The organism is Streptomyces sp. NPDC019937, from assembly GCF_040631655.1.
Taxonomy (GTDB): Bacteria; Actinomycetota; Actinomycetes; order Streptomycetales; family Streptomycetaceae; genus Streptomyces.
This window is the reverse complement of record NZ_JBEYAL010000086.1, coordinates 1-16,497: the sequence shown is the minus strand read 5'-3', so window position 1 is coordinate 16,497 and position 16,497 is coordinate 1. Positions and strand designations below refer to the sequence as shown.

General features: G+C 73.0%; 17 protein-coding genes. 7 read left to right on the top strand and 10 right to left on the bottom strand.

Annotation, left to right across the window (positions count from 1 at the left end; all coding sequences use genetic code 11):
• Window positions 1-114 precede the first annotated feature (114 nt).
• Genes ABZ562_RS40405 through ABZ562_RS40385 form a run of 5 tightly spaced genes read right to left on the bottom strand, consistent with a single transcriptional unit; the run spans window position 115 to window position 5,582 of the window.
• Complete coding sequence (locus ABZ562_RS40405) at window positions 115-939, bottom strand: ECF transporter S component (protein WP_361490262.1); 825 nt, start codon at window positions 937-939, stop codon at window positions 115-117.
• Entirely contained in the window at window positions 936-2,558 is a 1,623-nt protein-coding gene (locus tag ABZ562_RS40400; protein ID WP_361490259.1) for an ATP-binding cassette domain-containing protein, read from the bottom strand. The genes ABZ562_RS40405 and ABZ562_RS40400 overlap by 4 nt, the downstream gene beginning before the upstream one ends.
• A complete protein-coding gene (locus ABZ562_RS40395; RefSeq protein ID WP_361490256.1) occupies window positions 2,555-3,703 on the bottom strand; it encodes a CbiQ family ECF transporter T component in 1,149 nt (382 codons plus the stop codon). The genes ABZ562_RS40400 and ABZ562_RS40395 overlap by 4 nt, the downstream gene beginning before the upstream one ends.
• On the bottom strand, window positions 3,700-4,335 hold the full coding sequence (locus ABZ562_RS40390) for an SCO2322 family protein (protein WP_361490253.1): 636 nt from the start codon (window positions 4,333-4,335) through the stop codon (window positions 3,700-3,702). The genes ABZ562_RS40395 and ABZ562_RS40390 overlap by 4 nt, the downstream gene beginning before the upstream one ends.
• On the bottom strand, window positions 4,335-5,582 hold the full coding sequence (locus ABZ562_RS40385; RefSeq protein ID WP_361490250.1) for a prenyltransferase/squalene oxidase repeat-containing protein: 1,248 nt from the start codon (window positions 5,580-5,582) through the stop codon (window positions 4,335-4,337). The genes ABZ562_RS40390 and ABZ562_RS40385 overlap by 1 nt, the downstream gene beginning before the upstream one ends.
• A 398-nt stretch (window positions 5,583-5,980) precedes the next feature.
• On the opposite strand from ABZ562_RS40385, the gene ABZ562_RS40380 reads away from it, so the two are divergent.
• The gene (locus ABZ562_RS40380) at window positions 5,981-6,376 is read left to right on the top strand and encodes a hypothetical protein (RefSeq protein ID WP_361490247.1); all 396 of its coding nucleotides are present in this window, start codon (window positions 5,981-5,983) and stop codon (window positions 6,374-6,376) included.
• 98 nt (window positions 6,377-6,474) lie between these two features.
• On the opposite strand, the gene ABZ562_RS40375 is transcribed toward ABZ562_RS40380, so the two are convergent.
• Window positions 6,475-6,630 (bottom strand): hypothetical protein, encoded by a 156-nt coding sequence (locus tag ABZ562_RS40375; protein ID WP_361490244.1) that lies wholly within the window; start codon window positions 6,628-6,630, stop codon window positions 6,475-6,477.
• 42 nt (window positions 6,631-6,672) lie between these two features.
• On the opposite strand from ABZ562_RS40375, the gene ABZ562_RS40370 reads away from it, so the two are divergent.
• Window positions 6,673-7,779 carry an LCP family protein gene (locus ABZ562_RS40370; protein WP_361490241.1) on the top strand — a complete coding sequence of 369 codons (1,107 nt, stop codon included), beginning with the start codon at window positions 6,673-6,675 and terminating at the stop codon, window positions 7,777-7,779.
• Between the two features lie 18 nt (window positions 7,780-7,797).
• Here the strand turns inward: ABZ562_RS40370 and ABZ562_RS40365 are convergent, their stop codons facing one another.
• Both ABZ562_RS40365 and ABZ562_RS40360 read right to left on the bottom strand, forming a co-directional pair.
• On the bottom strand, window positions 7,798-8,193 hold the full coding sequence (locus ABZ562_RS40365) for a nitroreductase/quinone reductase family protein (protein ID WP_361490239.1): 396 nt from the start codon (window positions 8,191-8,193) through the stop codon (window positions 7,798-7,800).
• Between the two features lie 35 nt (window positions 8,194-8,228).
• Window positions 8,229-9,281: an MBL fold metallo-hydrolase gene (locus ABZ562_RS40360; protein ID WP_361490237.1), complete on the bottom strand. Its 1,053-nt coding sequence runs from the start codon at window positions 9,279-9,281 to the stop codon at window positions 8,229-8,231.
• Window positions 9,282-9,414: 133 nt separating this feature from the next.
• On the opposite strand from ABZ562_RS40360, the gene ABZ562_RS40355 reads away from it, so the two are divergent.
• Both ABZ562_RS40355 and ABZ562_RS40350 read left to right on the top strand, forming a co-directional pair.
• Window positions 9,415-10,881, top strand: a complete 1,467-nt coding sequence (locus ABZ562_RS40355) for an aldehyde dehydrogenase (RefSeq protein ID WP_361490234.1) — start codon at window positions 9,415-9,417, stop codon at window positions 10,879-10,881.
• Complete coding sequence (locus tag ABZ562_RS40350; RefSeq protein ID WP_361490231.1) at window positions 10,881-11,114, top strand: ferredoxin; 234 nt, start codon at window positions 10,881-10,883, stop codon at window positions 11,112-11,114. The genes ABZ562_RS40355 and ABZ562_RS40350 overlap by 1 nt, the downstream gene beginning before the upstream one ends.
• Window positions 11,115-11,308: 194 nt before the next feature.
• Here the strand turns inward: ABZ562_RS40350 and ABZ562_RS40345 are convergent, their stop codons facing one another.
• Both ABZ562_RS40345 and ABZ562_RS40340 read right to left on the bottom strand, forming a co-directional pair.
• Complete coding sequence (locus ABZ562_RS40345; protein ID WP_361490265.1) at window positions 11,309-11,935, bottom strand: response regulator transcription factor; 627 nt, start codon at window positions 11,933-11,935, stop codon at window positions 11,309-11,311.
• A gap of 235 nt (window positions 11,936-12,170) precedes the next feature.
• A complete protein-coding gene (locus tag ABZ562_RS40340; RefSeq protein ID WP_361490228.1) occupies window positions 12,171-12,785 on the bottom strand; it encodes a TetR family transcriptional regulator in 615 nt (204 codons plus the stop codon).
• A gap of 351 nt (window positions 12,786-13,136) precedes the next feature.
• On the opposite strand from ABZ562_RS40340, the gene ABZ562_RS40335 reads away from it, so the two are divergent.
• The 3 genes from ABZ562_RS40335 to ABZ562_RS40325 are packed head-to-tail and all read left to right on the top strand — an operon-like array spanning window position 13,137 to window position 16,406.
• Window positions 13,137-14,507, top strand: a complete 1,371-nt coding sequence (locus ABZ562_RS40335; protein ID WP_361490226.1) for a glycosyltransferase family 4 protein — start codon at window positions 13,137-13,139, stop codon at window positions 14,505-14,507.
• Between the two features lie 58 nt (window positions 14,508-14,565).
• Entirely contained in the window at window positions 14,566-15,309 is a 744-nt protein-coding gene (locus ABZ562_RS40330) for a class I SAM-dependent methyltransferase (RefSeq protein ID WP_055550741.1), read from the top strand.
• Window positions 15,306-16,406, top strand: coding sequence for a prenyltransferase (locus ABZ562_RS40325; protein WP_361490223.1), 1,101 nt, complete (start codon window positions 15,306-15,308; stop codon window positions 16,404-16,406). The genes ABZ562_RS40330 and ABZ562_RS40325 overlap by 4 nt, the downstream gene beginning before the upstream one ends.
• The last annotated feature ends 91 nt before the right edge of the window (window positions 16,407-16,497 follow it).

The following is a 16,497-nucleotide window of genomic DNA, read 5'->3' as shown; positions in this document are numbered from 1 at the left end:
GGTGGGGTGGGGGGGGGTGTTTTTTACCTTAATTGATTGGGGGTGCCCCCCCCCCGGGGGCCCAACGTTTTTCCTGTTATTCGGGGCGCGCGGGGGCGCCCCGGGCCCGCCTCGTCATGGGCGCTCGAACGCCACCGGCGCCTCGAACGCCGCCCGGCGCGTGGCACGCCGCAGCGCCCCCAGGATCGGGCCGCCGAGGGTGAGGGTCAGCGCCACCGTCACCACCGCGCGCGGCAGATCCCAGCCGAGCGAGGTCGCCAGGCAGTACGCCACGAAGCGGGCCAGGTTCGCGCCCACCGCGTCGCCCGGCACATAGCTGATCCCCGAGGACATCCCCTGCGTCAGGGTCCAGCCCTGGAGGTTCATCGCCGCCCCGTACGCCACGGACGCGACCGCCCCGTACGCCGCGAGCAGCGCCAGCTCGCGGCGGCCGCGCAGCCGCCCGGCGCCGGGCAGCGCCCCCGCGCCCAGCGCGACCCACCCCATCGCCAGCATCTGGTACGGCATCCACGGCCCGACACCGCCGGTGAGCAGCGCGGAGGCGAACATCGTCACCGCGCCGAGCACGAACCCGAAACCGGGGCCGAGCACCCGCCCCGAGAGCACCATCAGGAAGAACATCGGCTCGATGCCCGCCGTGCCCGCGCCCAGCGGCCGCAGCGCGGCGCCCGCGGCCGCCAGCACCCCGATCATCGCGATGGCCTTCGCGTCCAGACCGGTGTCGGCGATCGTCGCCACGACCACCGCCAGCAGCAGCGGCAGCAGCCCGGCGAACAGCCAGGGCGCGTCGGCGGCGTGGGCGGCGACACCGGAGTGGGCGGGCGCGAAGAGGGGCCAGGCGAACGCGGCGGCGCCGGTCGCGGAGACGAGGGCCAGGGCGAGGAGCGAGCGCGGCCCGAGCCGGACGGCCCGTACCCGGGGAGCGGGGTTCGAGGTCATCGCGCCTGCTCCAGCGCCTCGCGCACCTGCGGCACGGTCAGCCACGGCAGCGGCGCGAGGATCTTCGCGACCTGCGGGGCGAAGGCGGGGGAGGACATCACGACCTCCGCCGTCGGCCCGTCAGCGACCACCTCGCCGTCGGCCAGGATGACGACCCGGTGGGCGAGTTCGGCCGCCAGCTCCACGTCGTGCGTGGCCAGCACGATGGCGTGGCCGTCGGCCGCCAGCCCGCGCAAGCCCCGCGTCAGCCGTGCCTTCGCCGCGTAGTCCAGACCGCGCGTCGGCTCGTCCAGTAGCAGGAGCGGCGGGCGGGCGGTGAGGATGACCGACAGCGCGAGGGCGAGCCGCTGCCCCTCGGACAGATCGCGCGGATGGGTGCCGTCCGCCACCTCGGGCAGCAGGCCCCGGACCAGCTCACGGCAGGTGCCGGGCGCCGCGCCCGCGTCCTCGTCGGCGGCCGCGCACTCGGCCGCCACCGTGTCCGCGTACAGCAGATCGCGCGGCTCCTGCGGTACGAGCCCCACGTGGCGCAGGAGTTCGGCGGGGCGGGTGCGGTGCGGTACGAGGCGTTCCGCCCCGACGCGCAGCGTTCCGGCGGCCGGTTCGTGCATCCCGACGAGCGCGGCCAGGAGCGTGGACTTCCCGGCCCCGTTGCGGCCCATCAGCGCCACCGTCTCACCGGGCCGCACCGACAGGCTGAGCTCGCGCAGCGCCTCGACGCGCCCGTGCCGTACGGACAGCCGCTCGGCCCGTCCCACGGGCGTCCCGTCCGGCACGTCGTGCGGCACGGGCGGGGCGAGCGGCGCCAGCCGCTCCCGCAGCGCCCCCGCCCTGCGGCGCGCGTCCCGTACGGACAACGGCACCGGGGCCGTCCACCCCGCGAGGCCGCCCAGCGCCACGACAGGCGGCCGCACGGGCGAGACCGGCATGATCTCGGCCGGTGCGCCGACGACCGGGGGCGCGCCGGGGGCGGGCAGCAGGATCACCTGGTCCGCGTACTGCACGACCCGCTCCAGCCGGTGTTCGGCCATCAGCACCGTGGTGCCCAGGTCGTGCACCAGCCGCTGCAGCACGGCCAGCACCTCTTCCGCGGCGGCGGGGTCGAGCGCCGAGGTGGGCTCGTCCAGGACCAGGACCCCGGGGTGCGTGGTGAGCACCGAGCCGATCGCGACCCGCTGCCGCTGCCCGCCGGAGAGCGTCGCGATGGGCCGGTCGCGCAGCTCGGCCAGGCCGAGGAGGTCGAGGGTCTCCTCGACGCGGCGGCGCATCGTGTCCGGCGGCAGGCCCAGCGACTCCATCCCGTAGGCCAGCTCGTCCTCGACGGTGTCGGTGACGAAGTGCGCGAGGGGGTCCTGGCCCACGGTGCCGACGACATCGGCCAGTTCGCGGGGCTTGTGGGTCCGGGTGTCCCGGCCCGCGACCGTGACCCGGCCGCGCAGGGTGCCCCCGCTGAAGTGCGGCACCAGCCCGGAGACGGCGCCCAGAAGTGTCGACTTGCCGACTCCGGAGGGGCCGATCAGCAGGGCCAGCTCACCTTCCGGAACGGTGAGGTCCACCCCGTGGAGGGCGGGCCGGGCGGCGCCGTCGTAGGTGACGGACACCTGCTCGAAGCGGATCACTGCGGGACCTCCTCGGGGTCGGATGGGGGAGCCGGGGCGACGAACGCCGGGAGCAGCCCCAGCAGGGCTCCCGCCGCGGGCCACAGCGGCAGGTCCGGCGCGGTGAGCGGAACGGCGGGCGGATTCAGGGAGCCCGGTGCGGACGAGGCGGCCCAGACCATGACCGCCGCGACCGCCACCCCCGATCCCGACACCAGCCACGCCCGCGCCCCCCACCGGTCCGGCCGGTAGCGGCTGCGGACCGACCGGCGCCCGCCCAGCCACAGCCCGCCCAGCGCGGCGACGAGCCCGGCCAGCAGCAGCGGCAGACCGTACGCCGCGCCCTGCGAGGACAGCAGCCCGTACGTACCGCAGCAGACCCCGAGCAGCCCGCCCAGCGTCAGCGCGGCCGTCGTACGGCGCACCGCGGGCGGGACCCGCGCGGTCCGGCCGTAACCGCGCGCGTCCATCGCCGCCGCCAGCGCGACGGACCGCTCCAACGCGCCCTCCAGCACCGGAAGCCCCACCTGGAGCAGCGCCTTCACCCCACGGTCGGGGCGGCCCCGCAGCCGTCGCGCGGCGCGCAGCCGCTGGACGTCCGCCACCAGATGCGGCGCGAAGGTCATCGCCACGACCACCGCCACCCCCGCCTCGTACAGCGCGCCCGGCAGCGACTTGAGCAGCCGCGCCGGGCTGGCCAGCGCGTTCGCCGCGCCGACGCAGACCAGCAGCGTGGCCAGCCGCAGCCCCTCGTACAGCGCGAACACCAGCCCCTCGGCCGTGACCAGCCCCCCGATCCGCACCCCCCGCGCCCAGTCGGGCAGCGGCACTTCGGGCAGCGTGAACAGCACCCGCGTGCTCGGGATCGGCGAGCCGAAGAACAGCGCGAACAGGAGCCGGATCGCCAGCACGGCCAGCCCGAGCTTCAGGAACGCGGCGTAACTGCGGGCCCAGGGCGCGTCGGTGCGGCGCACGGCCACGACATAGCCCGCGACGGCGACGATCAGACCGAGCAGCAGCGGATTGGTGGTCCGGGACGCGGCCGTGCCCAGCCCCAGCGCCCACACCCACCACGCCCCGGCGTGCAGCGCGCCCCCACGGCGCGGGGCGGGGGCGCCCCGGAGCGCCGTGCGGCTCCGGGCGTCCCGCGCGCCCACCGTGGTCATGTCCGGCGGCGGCGTGTCTGCCACACCGCCGCGGCGGCCAGGGCGAGCACGGCGGCCACGCCGCCCATCAGCCCGGCCGACGGGCCGCCGCCCTCGCCCGTGTCGTCGTCGCCGGTGTCCTTGCCCGCGGTCACCGGCTCCCCGCAGCCCGACCTCGGGTAGCCCGCGATGGCGCACAGCAGGGCGGAGGAGTTGTAGCGCAGCGGCTTCGCGACCGCCGTCAGCGCCTCGCCGGCCGTCGCGTCCTCGCCGACCCGCGCGCACGCGGTACGGGACCTCGGAGGCGTACGGCCGTCCGGCGCGTCCCGCCCGGTGCCGAAGTCGAGGACGACCGCGATGCGCTTCGTGCCGCCCTTGCCAGGCGTGTCCGCGTCGCAGACCGTGTCGAAGCGGGCCGTGCCACGGGGCCGGGCGGCGTCCCGGGAGTCCTCGCTGACGGCGAAGCGGAAGCCGATCATGTCGCCGTCGCCGGGCCGGACGGCGGAGGGGCCCTGCGTCGCGTACGTCCAGCCGCCGTTCCCCTCCCGCTGCCAGAACGCCCAGTAGCGGTACCCCTCGGCCTGCGCGGGCGCGGCACCGGCGAGCACGGTGAGTACGGCCGCGAGCGGCAGCAGTACGGCGCGGCCGACCATCAGGACTGCTGCCGCTTACGGCCGCTGAACAGGAAACCTATGCCCATACCGGCCACCGCGCAGCTTCCGACGATCCACCAGATGCTGCCCTTGCCGTCGTCGTCCTTCTCGTCCTTCTCGTCCTTCGCGCCCTGCTGTTCGGCGGGCTTCGGGCCGGTGGCGTTCAGCCGCTGTACGAGGTCGACGTCGCCGAAGTGCCGCGGATCCGCACCGGCCGCGTGCGCCGCGAGCACGAGCTTGGCGAGCGCGCCCGGGTCGCCCTTCGCCCAGGCCGCCGCCCCGCTGTCCTTGCCCTGCAGCCACTGCAGCGGCCTGGCGGCGGCCGCGCTGTGCTCGCCCGCGGCGAGCGCCATGATCGCGTCGGCGGTGGCGCCGAAGTCGGGCCGGGCCTTCGCGCCGGGCGTCGCGGACTTCAGGTGCATGCCGTTGCCGGACATGGTGGTGGAGAGGTAGGCGAGCGCGGCCTCGGAGGCGTCCTCGGGCGTACGGTCCGCGCCGCCCTTGCCCTTACAGGCCAGCGGCTTGGGCTTCTTGCCGTCGTCCTTGCCCACGGGATCGAAGACGAAGCCCGAGCCCCGGGTGGCCAGCGCCGCGCTCACGGTGGCCAGATCGTTGGCGGCGGGCTCGCCCTTCCCCGCGGTGTACGCGAACGCCCCGCGCTGCGCCGCCTTCGCCGAACAGTCCAGCTGCAGCCCGAGCAGCGCGTCGTACGGAGCCTTGCCGCTCGTCCGGTGCGCGACCTCCACCGGGTCCAGGCCGGTCGCGGCGAAGGCGCCGACCGCGACCGAGGTGGAGTTGGCGTCGCTCGGGCCGCCGGGGTTCATGCCCCAGCCGCCGTCCTCGTTCTGGCTCTGCTTGAGCCAGCCGATGCCCTTCTCCACCGCCGCCGAGCGGCCGCCCACCGCGGCCAGCGCCTGTATCGCGGCCCCGGTCGCGTCCGTGAACTCGCCCTTCTTGGGATCGCACGCCTTCCCGGTGTCCGCCCGGTACGCGGCGAAGCCGCCGTCCGCGCACTGCTGCCCGGCGAGCCAGTCGATGGCGGATGCGGCCGGTTTCACCCCGGTCGCGTCCTGGGCGAGCAGCGCGAGCGACTGGCGCCACACCCCGTCGAACGTGGGGTCCTTCGTGCCGTACGGCCCCTCCGGACGCTTGGCGTCATCGGCGGACGCGACAGGCGCGGTGGCCGTCGCGGTCGCGCACAGGGCGGCGGAGATGGCCAGGGCCGCGACGCTGCGGCGTACGTTCATGGCTGGGGTGCCTCTCGATCAGGGGCGTTACGCGGCCACGCACGGCCGCCCACCCGCGTACGGAACACTCCGCCGCGCCGATGCCCCCACGGGGCGCGTGCTCACGGTTGCGGGTCGGCGCCGGACTTCCACCGACTTCCCCTGATCGAACGCGGATGAAGTTCTCCCGCCCACTTTAACCGGACGCTTCACCCGCCGACGACGCCGCCGCCCCCCGCCCGGTCCGCCCGGTCCGCCCGGTCCGTCCCGGCCCTGCCCGGCAACTCCAATACGGAATGGCGAAGTTGAAAAGTCGATCTCTCATTGCCCGCCAACAGAATTGGTAACGCACCGAAAACATCGGTGTGAAACGAACGTGAAGGTAGTTTCGGCGGGTTCGGTCCGGCAAAGAGAGGCCCATGAGCAACCCCCATGGCCACATCGCCGATAACGCTTCGTACCAGCACGACCCAAATGCTTCCTTCCAGGGCGGCCCCAGTGCCCCGGTCAACCGCCCCCGAGCAGGCAATTCGAGTGGTCGCGGGGCGGATCGGACAGCCTTGATCATTCACAGCCTCGCGGACATCGCCGCCGTTTTCCTGGCGCTGTGGCTCCTGCTGTACTTCCTCGACGCCAACCAGGCGAATGTCTTCGTCGACTTCGTGCACGGTGTGGCGGACTGGCTGGCCGGCTGGTCGCAGGACATCTTCACGATGGAACCCGAAGGTGTGCGCGTCTTCTTCAACTACGCCCTGCCCGCGGTGATTTACCTCGGTATCGGCCATGGCGCCGCCGCGTGGGTGCGGCGGCTGTGACCTCGCGCTCGCCGGGCATCCCCCGCCCGCCGGGGGGTGCCCAGCGGCGGGCGGGTAACACTTCCGGGGCTGTCGGCGCTGACGATCATGAGGTCACCTCAAAGGAATCCGGCGCCGTAATCACCTGACCACCGGAGGGTCACCGAACGCACCGAAGAATGGAAGATTTCCAGACGTGCGGTGAAGCCGCACGCACTGCTGCCCTTTCTTGCATCGGTGTCATTCTGTCGTGCCCGTTCGGTGATCTCCTTCACGGGTTTGGCTTTACACCCCGTGAGTAATGCACACTGCCGGGCATGAGCTCATGGAACGGCACCAGAAACGACAATTACCGGGCCCCCGGTGGGCATCCTGGCGTACCGCCTCAGTACGGCGTTCCCTCTCAGTATCCCGACGACGACTACGCCGATGAGCCGTACCGGCCACGCCGCCGCGGCCGGACGGTGAAACGGGTCCTGATCACCCTGGTCGTCGTCCTGCTGGGCGCCTCGGTCGCCACGTACTTCTGGGCCGACTCCAAGCTGCGCAAGGAGGTCGACCTCAGCCAGGTGATCGACCGCCCCGAGGCGGGGGACGGCACCAACTACCTCATCGTCGGGTCCGACAGCCGCGAGGGCATGTCGGATCAGCAGAAGAAGGACCTGCACACGGGCTCCGCCGACGGCAAGCGCACGGACTCCATGATGATCCTGCACGACGGCGCCGCCGGTCCGACGCTCATATCCCTGCCGCGCGACTCGAACGTGACCATCCCGAAGTTCCGGGGCTCGGAGTCCGGCCAGATCAAGGGCCCGATGGGCGCCACCAAGCTGAACGCCGCGTACGCCATGGACGGCCCGCAGCTGCTCGTCCGCACCGTCGAGGCCAACACCGGTCTGCACATCGACCACTACGCGGAGGTCGGGTTCTCCGGCTTCGCCAACATCGTGGACGCCATCGGCGGCGTCGACATGAACCTCGACAAGGGCTTCAAGGACAAGCAGGCCGGGGCCGACTTCCAGGCGGGCGAGCAGACGATGAACGGGCAGCAGGCGCTCGCGTTCGTCCGCAGCCGGCACGCGTTCGCCGCCAGTGACCTGGAGCGCACGAAGAACCAGCAGAAGTTCCTGTCCGCCCTCGCCTCCCAGACCGCGGCGCCCGGCACCGTGCTGAACCCCTTCAAGCTCTACCCCGCCATGGGCGCCGGTCTGGACACCCTGATCGTCGACAAGGACATGAACCCGTACTACCTGGCCAAGATGTTCCTCGCCATGAAGGACGTCACCAGCGACGGCGGCAAGTCCCTGAACATGCCGACCTCCGGCAGCGTCGGCGGCAACCTCCAGTGGGACCGGGCCAAGGTCAAGCAGCTCGTGGAGCAGCTCGACAACGGCGAGCCGGTCACCGTCAGCGACAGCCCCTGAGCCGACCCCCGTGAGCCGTCAGCCGGTGAGGTCGACGCGCACGGTCAGCAGGTCGTCGCCCAGGGTGCGGACCGCGGCGCTGTTGTAGCGGGGGAGGGTCTTCAGGCGGGCGCGGGCGTCGTCCTCGGGGAGCGGGTGGGCGGTGCCGGTGTGCCAGGTGCCCCCGATGCGGACCCGGACCCTGGGGTCGGCCCGGAGGTTCCGTACGTACTGCGACTTGTCCCCGAACTCCGAGACGAACCAGAACGTATCGCCGACGCGGCGTCCGCCGACCGGGGTGCGCCGGGGCAGGCCGGAGTTGCGGCCGGTGGTCTCCAGGAGGGTCTGGAACGGCAGCCGGGAGGCGACCGGGTTGGCGACGCGCCGCTGGAAGGCCGTGACGACGCGGTGCTTGAGCTCGTGGCGGCGGGACATCCGTGGCCCTCTCGTTCGTCGGTCGGGGAAGCGCCTCAGCGCGCCTGGTAGGCGACGGGGTCGGTGCCGGGGACGGGCTCGGCCCGGCCCAGGTTGACCAGGCGGCGGAGGTGGGCCTCGGCCTCGGACACGGCGATGTTACGGGAGCCGTAGGGGATGTCGGGCCAGGGGCGGTTCCACTCCATGCGCTCGGCGAGCTGCCAGGGGGTGAGCGGCGCGGCGAGGAGGGCGCGCAGGTTTTCGAGGCGCGCCTCGTGGTGGTCGAGGAGGGCGCGGACGCGGGCGGGGGCGTCGGTGAAGGCGTGCTGGTGGGCCGGGAGGACCTCGGCCGGGCCGAGGGCGGCGACGCGCTCCAGTGAGGCGAGGTAGTCGCCGAGGGGGTCGGTGCGGTGGGCGTCGGCCGGGTCCTCGTACAGGCCGATGTGCGGGCTGATCTCGGGGAGCAGATGGTCGCCGGAGAAGAGGCGGCCGTGGCCGCGCGCGGCGGCGTCTTCCCGGGGGTGGGCCTCTTCCAGGTGGAGGCAGACGTGGCCGGGGGTGTGGCCGGGGGTCCAGATGGCGCGGAGCCGGCGGCCGGGGAGGTCGAGGAGCCGGCCGGGGGCGATCTCGCGGTCGGGGAGGGCGGCCCGTCGTCCCGGGAGGTCCGTACGGCCCTCGGCGCGGGCGGCGCGCAGCGGGGCGAGGTGGTCCTCGGGGGCGCCGGCCGCGGCCAGCTTTTCCGCCAGGTAGTCGAGCCAGAGGGTGGGGTCGGCCTCGCGGGTGCGGCGTACGACGTGGGCGTCGGCGCCGTGCATTGCTATCCACGCCCCGGAGGCCTCCCGCACCTGGCCGGAGAGGCCGTGGTGGTCGGGATGATGGTGGGTGACGAGGATGCCGTGGATCGCGGAGACGTCGGTGCCGCAGGCGGCCAGCCCGGCGGTGAGGGTGTCCCAGGCGGTCGGATCGTCCCAGCCGGTGTCGATGAGGACCGGTCCGCGGTCGGTGTCCAGCAGGTGGACGAGGGTGTGGCCGAGCGGGTTGTCGGGGATGGGGACGGGGATGCTCCACACCCCGCCGCCGTGGTCGGTGACGTCGGTCGCCTCTGGCACGGGGTGCCCCTTTCCGCGAGTGCGGCCGAGCCGCGGCAGCGCGTGCATTGCTGACTATAACGGGAACTGGTATCAGTTCTGATGCATCGTCAGGTCTGCGGTGTCCGGCAGTCTTCGGCAGGAGGCATCAGCGATGGGCGACCTCATCGAGTACGGGCAGCTCTTCATCGGCGGGGCGCTGGTCGATCCGGCCGGGGCGGAGACCATCGAGGTCGTCTCGCCGCATACGGAACAGGTCATCGGGCGGGTGCCGCACGCCGCGCGGGCCGATGTGGACCGGGCGGTCGCGGCGGCGCGGCGGGCGTTCGACGAGGGGGAGTGGCCGCGTACCTCCCTGGAGGAGCGGATCGCGGTCGTCACGCGGATCAAGGACGCGGTCGCCGTACGGCATGAGGAGATCGCGAAGGTCATCAGCGCGCAGAACGGCTCGCCGTACTCCTGGAGCGTCCTCGCCCAGGCGCTCGGCGCGATGATGGTGTGGGACGCGGCGATCACGGTGGCGCGCGGCTTCACCTTCGAGGAGCGGCGGGCCGGGGTGCTCGGGCCGCTGCTGGTGCGGCGGGAGCCGGTCGGGGTGGTGGCGGCCGTCGTGCCGTGGAACGTGCCGCAGTTCGTGGCGGCGGCGAAGCTGGCCCCGGCGCTGCTGGCGGGGTGCTCGGTGATCCTCAAGCCGTCGCCGGAGACGCCGCTGGACGCGTATCTGCTGGCGGAGATCGCGACCGAGGCGGGGCTGCCGGAGGGCGTGCTGTCGATCCTTCCGGCGGAGCGGGAGGTCAGCGAGTACCTGGTGGGACACCCGGGGGTCGACAAGGTGTCGTTCACGGGGTCGGTGACGGCGGGCAAGCGCGTGATGGAGGTGGCCTCGCGCCGGCTGGCCCGGGTGACGCTGGAGCTGGGCGGCAAGTCGGCCGCGGTGATCCTGCCGGACGCGGACCTGGAGGCGGCGGTCGCCGGGATCGTGCCCAACGCGTGGATGAACAACGGGCAGGCGTGCGTCGCCCAGACCCGCATCCTCGCCCCGCGCAGCCACTACGACGAGCTGGCCGAGCGCTTCGCGGCCGCCGCGTCGGCCCTGGTGGTGGGCGATCCGCTGGACCCGGCGACCCAGGTCGGCCCGCTGGTGGCGCGGCGCCAGCAGCGGCGCTCGCTGGACTACATCGCGCTCGGGCAGCGCGAGGGCGCCAAGGTGCTGACGGGCGGCGGGCGTCCCGAGGCCCAGGAGACGGGGTGGTACGTGGAGCCGACGCTCTTCGGGGACGTCGCCAATACGATGCGCATCGCCCGGGAGGAGATCTTCGGCCCGGTCATCTGCCTGCTGCCGTACGGGGACGAGGAGGAGGCGGCCCGGATCGCCGACGACTCCGACTACGGGCTGTCGGGCAGCGTCTGGACGGCGGACGTGGCGCACGGCATCGACTTCGCGCGGCGCATCCGCACCGGTACGTACTCGGTGAACACCTTCAGCCTGGACATGCTCGGGCCGTTCGGCGGCTACAAGAACTCCGGCCTGGGGCGGGAGTTCGGCCCCGAGGGGCTGTCGGAGTACCTGGAGCACAAGATGATCCACCTGCCGCAGGGGTGGGACGGGGAGCAGGGCTGATGGGGGACCGCTGGCGGGTCGAGGTCGACCGCGGCGTCTGCGTCGGCTCGGGGTTCTGCGTGAGCAGCGCGCCCGAAGGGTTCCGGCTGGACGCGGAGCGGCGGTCGCATCCGGTCGCGCCGGAGGCGGACGCGTCCGAGGCGGTGCTCGTGGCGGCGGAAGGGTGCCCGGTCGAGGCCATCGCGATCCGGCTGCTCGAAAGCGGTGAACAGGTCTTCCCGCCGGATGAGTAGCGGGTGCGCGGAGGGCGCGCCCTCCGGGGGCGGTGGGTCCGTCTCGGTAGACGTCGGTCCCGCAAAAGGCGTACGCCTTCTGCGGTGGCGTCCGCGACGCCCTCCGCCATCGGTACGGGTCGGACCCGGGCGGTGGCTACGGCGGAGCCGGTACGGAGACCAGCACCGCCGTCAAGGTCACCCCGGGCCGGCCGTCAGACCCAGCCCTCACACCGTGAGATGCGAATGGCGTCCACCCGGTTGCGTGCCCCGGTCTTCCGGGTGATCGCGGCCAGGTAGTTGCGAATCGTCCCGTTGGACAGGTGCAGGGTCCGGGCGATCTCCGCGATGGAGGCGCCGTCGGCCGCCAGGGACAGGACGCCCAGCTCGCGCTCGGTCAGCGGGATCTCCGCCGCCTTGAGGAAGCCGTAGCCCAGCGAGTCATCGATGAACCGCTCCTGCTTCGCCACGTGCCGGATGCCGTCCAGCAGCCGCTGGGGCGGGGCGTTCTTGTCGATGTACCCGAGGGCCCGGGCCTTGTGCGCGCGGCGCAGCTGGCCGGGGCGCCCGGCGTTGGCCAGCACGAGCAGCCCGGACTCGGGGCCGCTCTCCTCCGCCGGGGCCTCCGCCATGAGCTTGGCCAGCTCGCCCTTGCGCGCGGCCTTGTCGGAGCCGGGGCAGTCCGTGTCGACCACGCAGACGTGCGGTCGTAAGGAGCGTGCTCTGCTACGCGCGTCACGCCATGCGGCGGAAACCACCTCGAACTCAGGTTCGGCTTGTATCAGTGCGGCCAACGCGGACCGCAGCAGGTATGAATCATGTACCAGAAGAACCCGTATCACGGAGTTCTTCACCCCCTGTAGACGTTGATCCGTCGCACGCCGTCGTCGCTCTGTCGCGCGCCGTTCATGAATACCGGGATTGCCCAACCTGTGAACGCGATATTTGCGCCAAAGGGGGGCGCGCGGGCGCACGCATTGCTGCCTCTGTGCGCCCCCAGCGCGCAACGCGCGCTGTTTGCGCCCCTTTCACGCCCCTCGCTCCCCGAAGGGCGATTGGTGAAATGGGTGAAAGGGGTCAGGTGTGCTCGGTTGGTGCCGTCAGATCGATCAGTCGGCAGACCGTCTCGATATCGATTTTGACCTGGGCGATCGAGGCCCGTCCCGACAGCCAGGTGATCAGCGCCGAGTGCCAGGTGTGCTCGATGACCCGCACCGCGGACAGCTGCTCGGCCGTCGGCGGGCCCTCCAGCCCCATCGCGTCGAGGATGATCGCGGTGGTGAGCCGGGAGACCATGTCCACCTCGGGGCTCACCGAACGGTCGGCGAAGGTGAGGGCCCGGACCATCGCGTCCGCCAGATGGGGTTCGCGCTGCAGCGCGCGGAAGGCGCGCATCAGGGTCTGGGCGACCCGGGTGGCCGGATCCTCCTCGGTCGGCGGGCGCTTGCGCAGCGTCTCGTGCATGTGCTGCAGCTGGTCCTGCATGGTGGCGACCAGCAGATGGACCTTGGACGGGAAGTAGCGGTAGAGGGTGCCGAGAGCCACGCTGGAGTGCTCGGCCACCTCGCGCATCTGGACCGCGTCGAAGCCGCCGCGGCTGGCCAGCCGGGCGCTGGCGTGCAGGATGCGCCGGCGGCGCGCCTCCTGTCGCTCGGTCAGCTGCAGGGAGGCCGGCTTGACTTCTGCGGTCATTTGTCTCACTTCGGGTGCATAGTGTCTGCGCTGCGGTTGACAAACGGACACCGTGCATGATGGCAGGGTCGGCCTAGGGGCGCGAGTCAGTGAAACTCGTTCTAGGGTCGCGTGTCGCTCGAGCCCGCCGTCCGCCACGTTTGCCGGGCTCGCGCCGATATGACCCCGTCCCCGTGAACGGCCGCCGCACGCAAGGGGCTACCGAGTGGTAGGGATCACCCGTCCCGGCGCCGGGAGTGCTCGGTTCGCCAGGTATCTTCGAGACTTCTCGGGCTATCCGTTAGTGAAACTTGTTCTAGATAATCGTGAGCGGCTACGCTCCCGCTGACGTGCATCAAGGGAGGGGCGCGAGTGACCGCAGAGGCCGCGCAGGAGACCGGAGTCGACCCACTTCGGACGGCGCCCCCCACGGCCGCCGCGGAGGACCGGGACCGGGGCGGCGACCGGCCGCTGCGCATCGCGCTGCTGAGCTACAAGGGGAACCCGTTCTGCGGAGGCCAGGGCGTCTACGTACGTCATCTCTCCCGTGAACTCGCCCGGCTCGGCCACACCGTCGAGGTCATCGGCGCCCAGCCCTACCCGGTGCTCGACGCCGAGGACGGCGTGACCCTCACCCGGCTGCCCAGCCTCGACCTCTACCGCCAGCCCGACCCGTTCCGCACGCCCGGGATCGCGGAGTACCGGGACTGGGTGGACGCACTGGAGGTCGCCACCATGTGGACCGGCGGCTTCCCCGAACCGCTCACGTTCAGCCTGCGCGCCCGCCGCCATCTGGCCGCCCGGCGCGGCGCGTTCGACGTCGTCCACGACAACCAGACCCTCGGCTACGGGCTGCTGGGCATGGAGCGCACCGGCTTCCCGCTGGTGACCACCATCCACCACCCGATCACCGTGGACCGCCAGTTGGAGCTGGACGCCGCGGACGGCTGGAAGCGCCGCCTGTCCGTCCACCGCTGGTACGGCTTCACGCGCATGCAGAAGCGGGTGGCCCGGAGGCTGCCCTCGGTGCTCACCGTCTCCGGCTCCTCGCGCCGGGAGATCGTCGAACACCTCGGCGTACGGCCCGGGCGCGTGCACGTCGTCCACATCGGCGCGGACACCGGGCTCTTCTCGCCCGACCCCGCCGTGCCGGTGGTCCCCGGCCGGATCGTCACCACCTCCAGCGCCGATGTGCCGCTCAAGGGCCTGGTCCACCTGGTCGAGGCGCTGGGACAGGTCCGCGCCGACAACCCCGACGCCCACCTCGTGGTCGTCGGCAAGCGCCCCGAGACGGGGCCGGTGGCCGCCGCCATGGCCCGCTACGGGCTCCAGGGCGCCGTCGAGTTCGTCAAGGGCATCAGCGACCCCGAACTGGTCGACCTCATCCGCGGCGCCCAGATCGCCTGCGTGCCCTCCCTGTACGAGGGGTTCTCGCTGCCCGCCGCCGAGGCCATGGCCACCGGCACCCCGCTGGTCGCCACCACCGGCGGCGCGATCCCCGAGGTCGCGGGCACGGACGGCGAGACCTGCCTGGCCGTACCGCCCGGCGACGCGGGCGCGCTCGCCACCGCCCTCAAACGGCTGCTGGCCGACGCGGATCTGCGCGGACGCCTCGGCGCCGCCGGACGCGACCGGGTGCTGCGCCGCTTCACCTGGGAGCAGGCCGCCCGCGGCACCGTCGAGCACTACCGCGCGGCGATCGGCGCCCAGGCCCGCGCCGCACGGACCCGCGCCGCGCGCTGACCGCCGCCCCCTGGCCCCGATTCGATCCGACGACCCCGCCTGACGAAAGCAGACCCCCGTGCTGACCGTCGATTTCTCCCGCTTCCCCCTCGCCCCCGGCGATCGCGTCCTCGACCTGGGATGTGGCGCCGGGCGCCATGCCTTCGAGTGCTACCGGCGCGGTGCGCGGGTCGTCGCGCTCGACCGCAACGGCGATGAGATACGCGAGGTCGCGAAGTGGTTCGCCGCCATGAAGGAGGCCGGTGAGGCCCCCGCCGGGGCCACCGCCACCGCCATGGAGGGCGACGCGCTGGCCCTGCCGTTCCCGGACGACAGCTTCGACGTCGTCATCATCTCCGAGGTCATGGAGCACATACCCGACGACAAGGGCGTCCTCGCCGAGATGGTGCGGGTGCTGCGCCCCGGCGGCCGGATCGCCGTCACCGTGCCGCGCTACGGGCCCGAGAAGGTGTGCTGGGCGCTGTCCGACGCGTACCACGAGGTGGAGGGCGGCCACATCCGCATCTACCGCGGCGACGAACTGCTGGAGCGGATGCGCGAGGCCGGACTGCGGCCGTACGGCACCCACCACGCGCACGGCCTGCACAGCCCGTACTGGTGGCTCAAGTGCGCGTTCGGGGTGGACAAGGACGGTCAAGAGGCTCCGCTGCCGGTGCGCGCGTACCACAAGCTGCTGGTCTGGGACATCATGAAGAAGCCGCTGGCCACGCGGCTCGCCGAACAGGCGCTGAACCCGCTGATCGGCAAGAGCTTCGTGGCGTACGCGACCAAGCCCCGCACCTCCCGCGGGACCCAAGCGTGACGGCGCGCGGCCCGCGCCCCGGCCCCCGTACCGAACGGCTGGCGCTGCCGGGCGTCCTCACCGCCGAGGAGGCCCTGCGCACGGTCGAGGGCATCGCCGCCGTGCAGCGCGCGGACGGCGCCATTCCGTGGTTCCGCGGCCACCACCTCGACCCGTGGGACCACGTCGAGGCGGCGATGGCGCTGGACGCGGCGGGCGAGCACCAGCGCGCCGAGGCCGCCTACCGCTGGCTGGCCGACCACCAGAACCCCGACGGCTCCTGGTACGCCGCCTACCCCGACACCCCGGCCGGGGTGGCCGCCGACGCCCCCACCGACCGCGCGCGCGAGACCAACTTCTGCGCGTACGTGGCCGTCGGCGTCTGGCACCACTACCTGGCCACCGGCGACGACACGTTCCTCGACCGGCTGTGGCCGACCGTCGTCGCCGCCGTGGAGTTCGTGCTGGGGCTGCAGCAGAGCGGCGGCCAGATCGGCTGGCGGCGCAAGGCCGACGGCACCGTCGACCCGGACGCCCTGCTCACCGGCTCGTCCTCCATCTACCAGGCCCTGCGCTGCGCGCTCGCCATCGCCGAGCACCGCGAGGACCCGCAGCCGGACTGGGAGCTGTCCGCGGGGCTGCTCGGGCACGCGATACGCCACCACCCCGAGCGCTTCCTGGACAAGAACCGCTACTCGATGGACTGGTACTACCCGATCCTCGCCGGCGCCCTCACCGGCCCCGCCGCCACCGCCCGCATCGAGGCCGGCTGGGACCGCTTCGTCGTCCCCGGCCAGGGCATCCGCTGCGTCTCGCCCAACCCCTGGGTCACCGGCGGCGAGAGCTGCGAACTGGCCCTGGCCCTGTGGGTGATGGGCGAATCCGACCGCGCGGTGGAGATCCTGCGCTGGATCCAGCGGCGGCTGCGCGCGGACGACGGGATGTACTGGACGGGATACGTCTACGAGGACGACGCGGTGTGGCCCGAGGAGCGCACCACCTGGACCGCGGGCTCCCTGCTGCTGGCCGTGGCCGCGCTGGGCGGGGACGAGGCGACCACGGCCGTCTTCAGCGGCGAGCACCTGCCGCGGGGGCTGGACTCGGACTGCTGCGCTTAGGGGGTGTCGTGTGGATCAGGCCGGGCTCCCGACGCCGCTGTGACATCAGCCGCTGCCGCGGCGGGCGGCACCTCGCGGCCCCGCGCTCGTC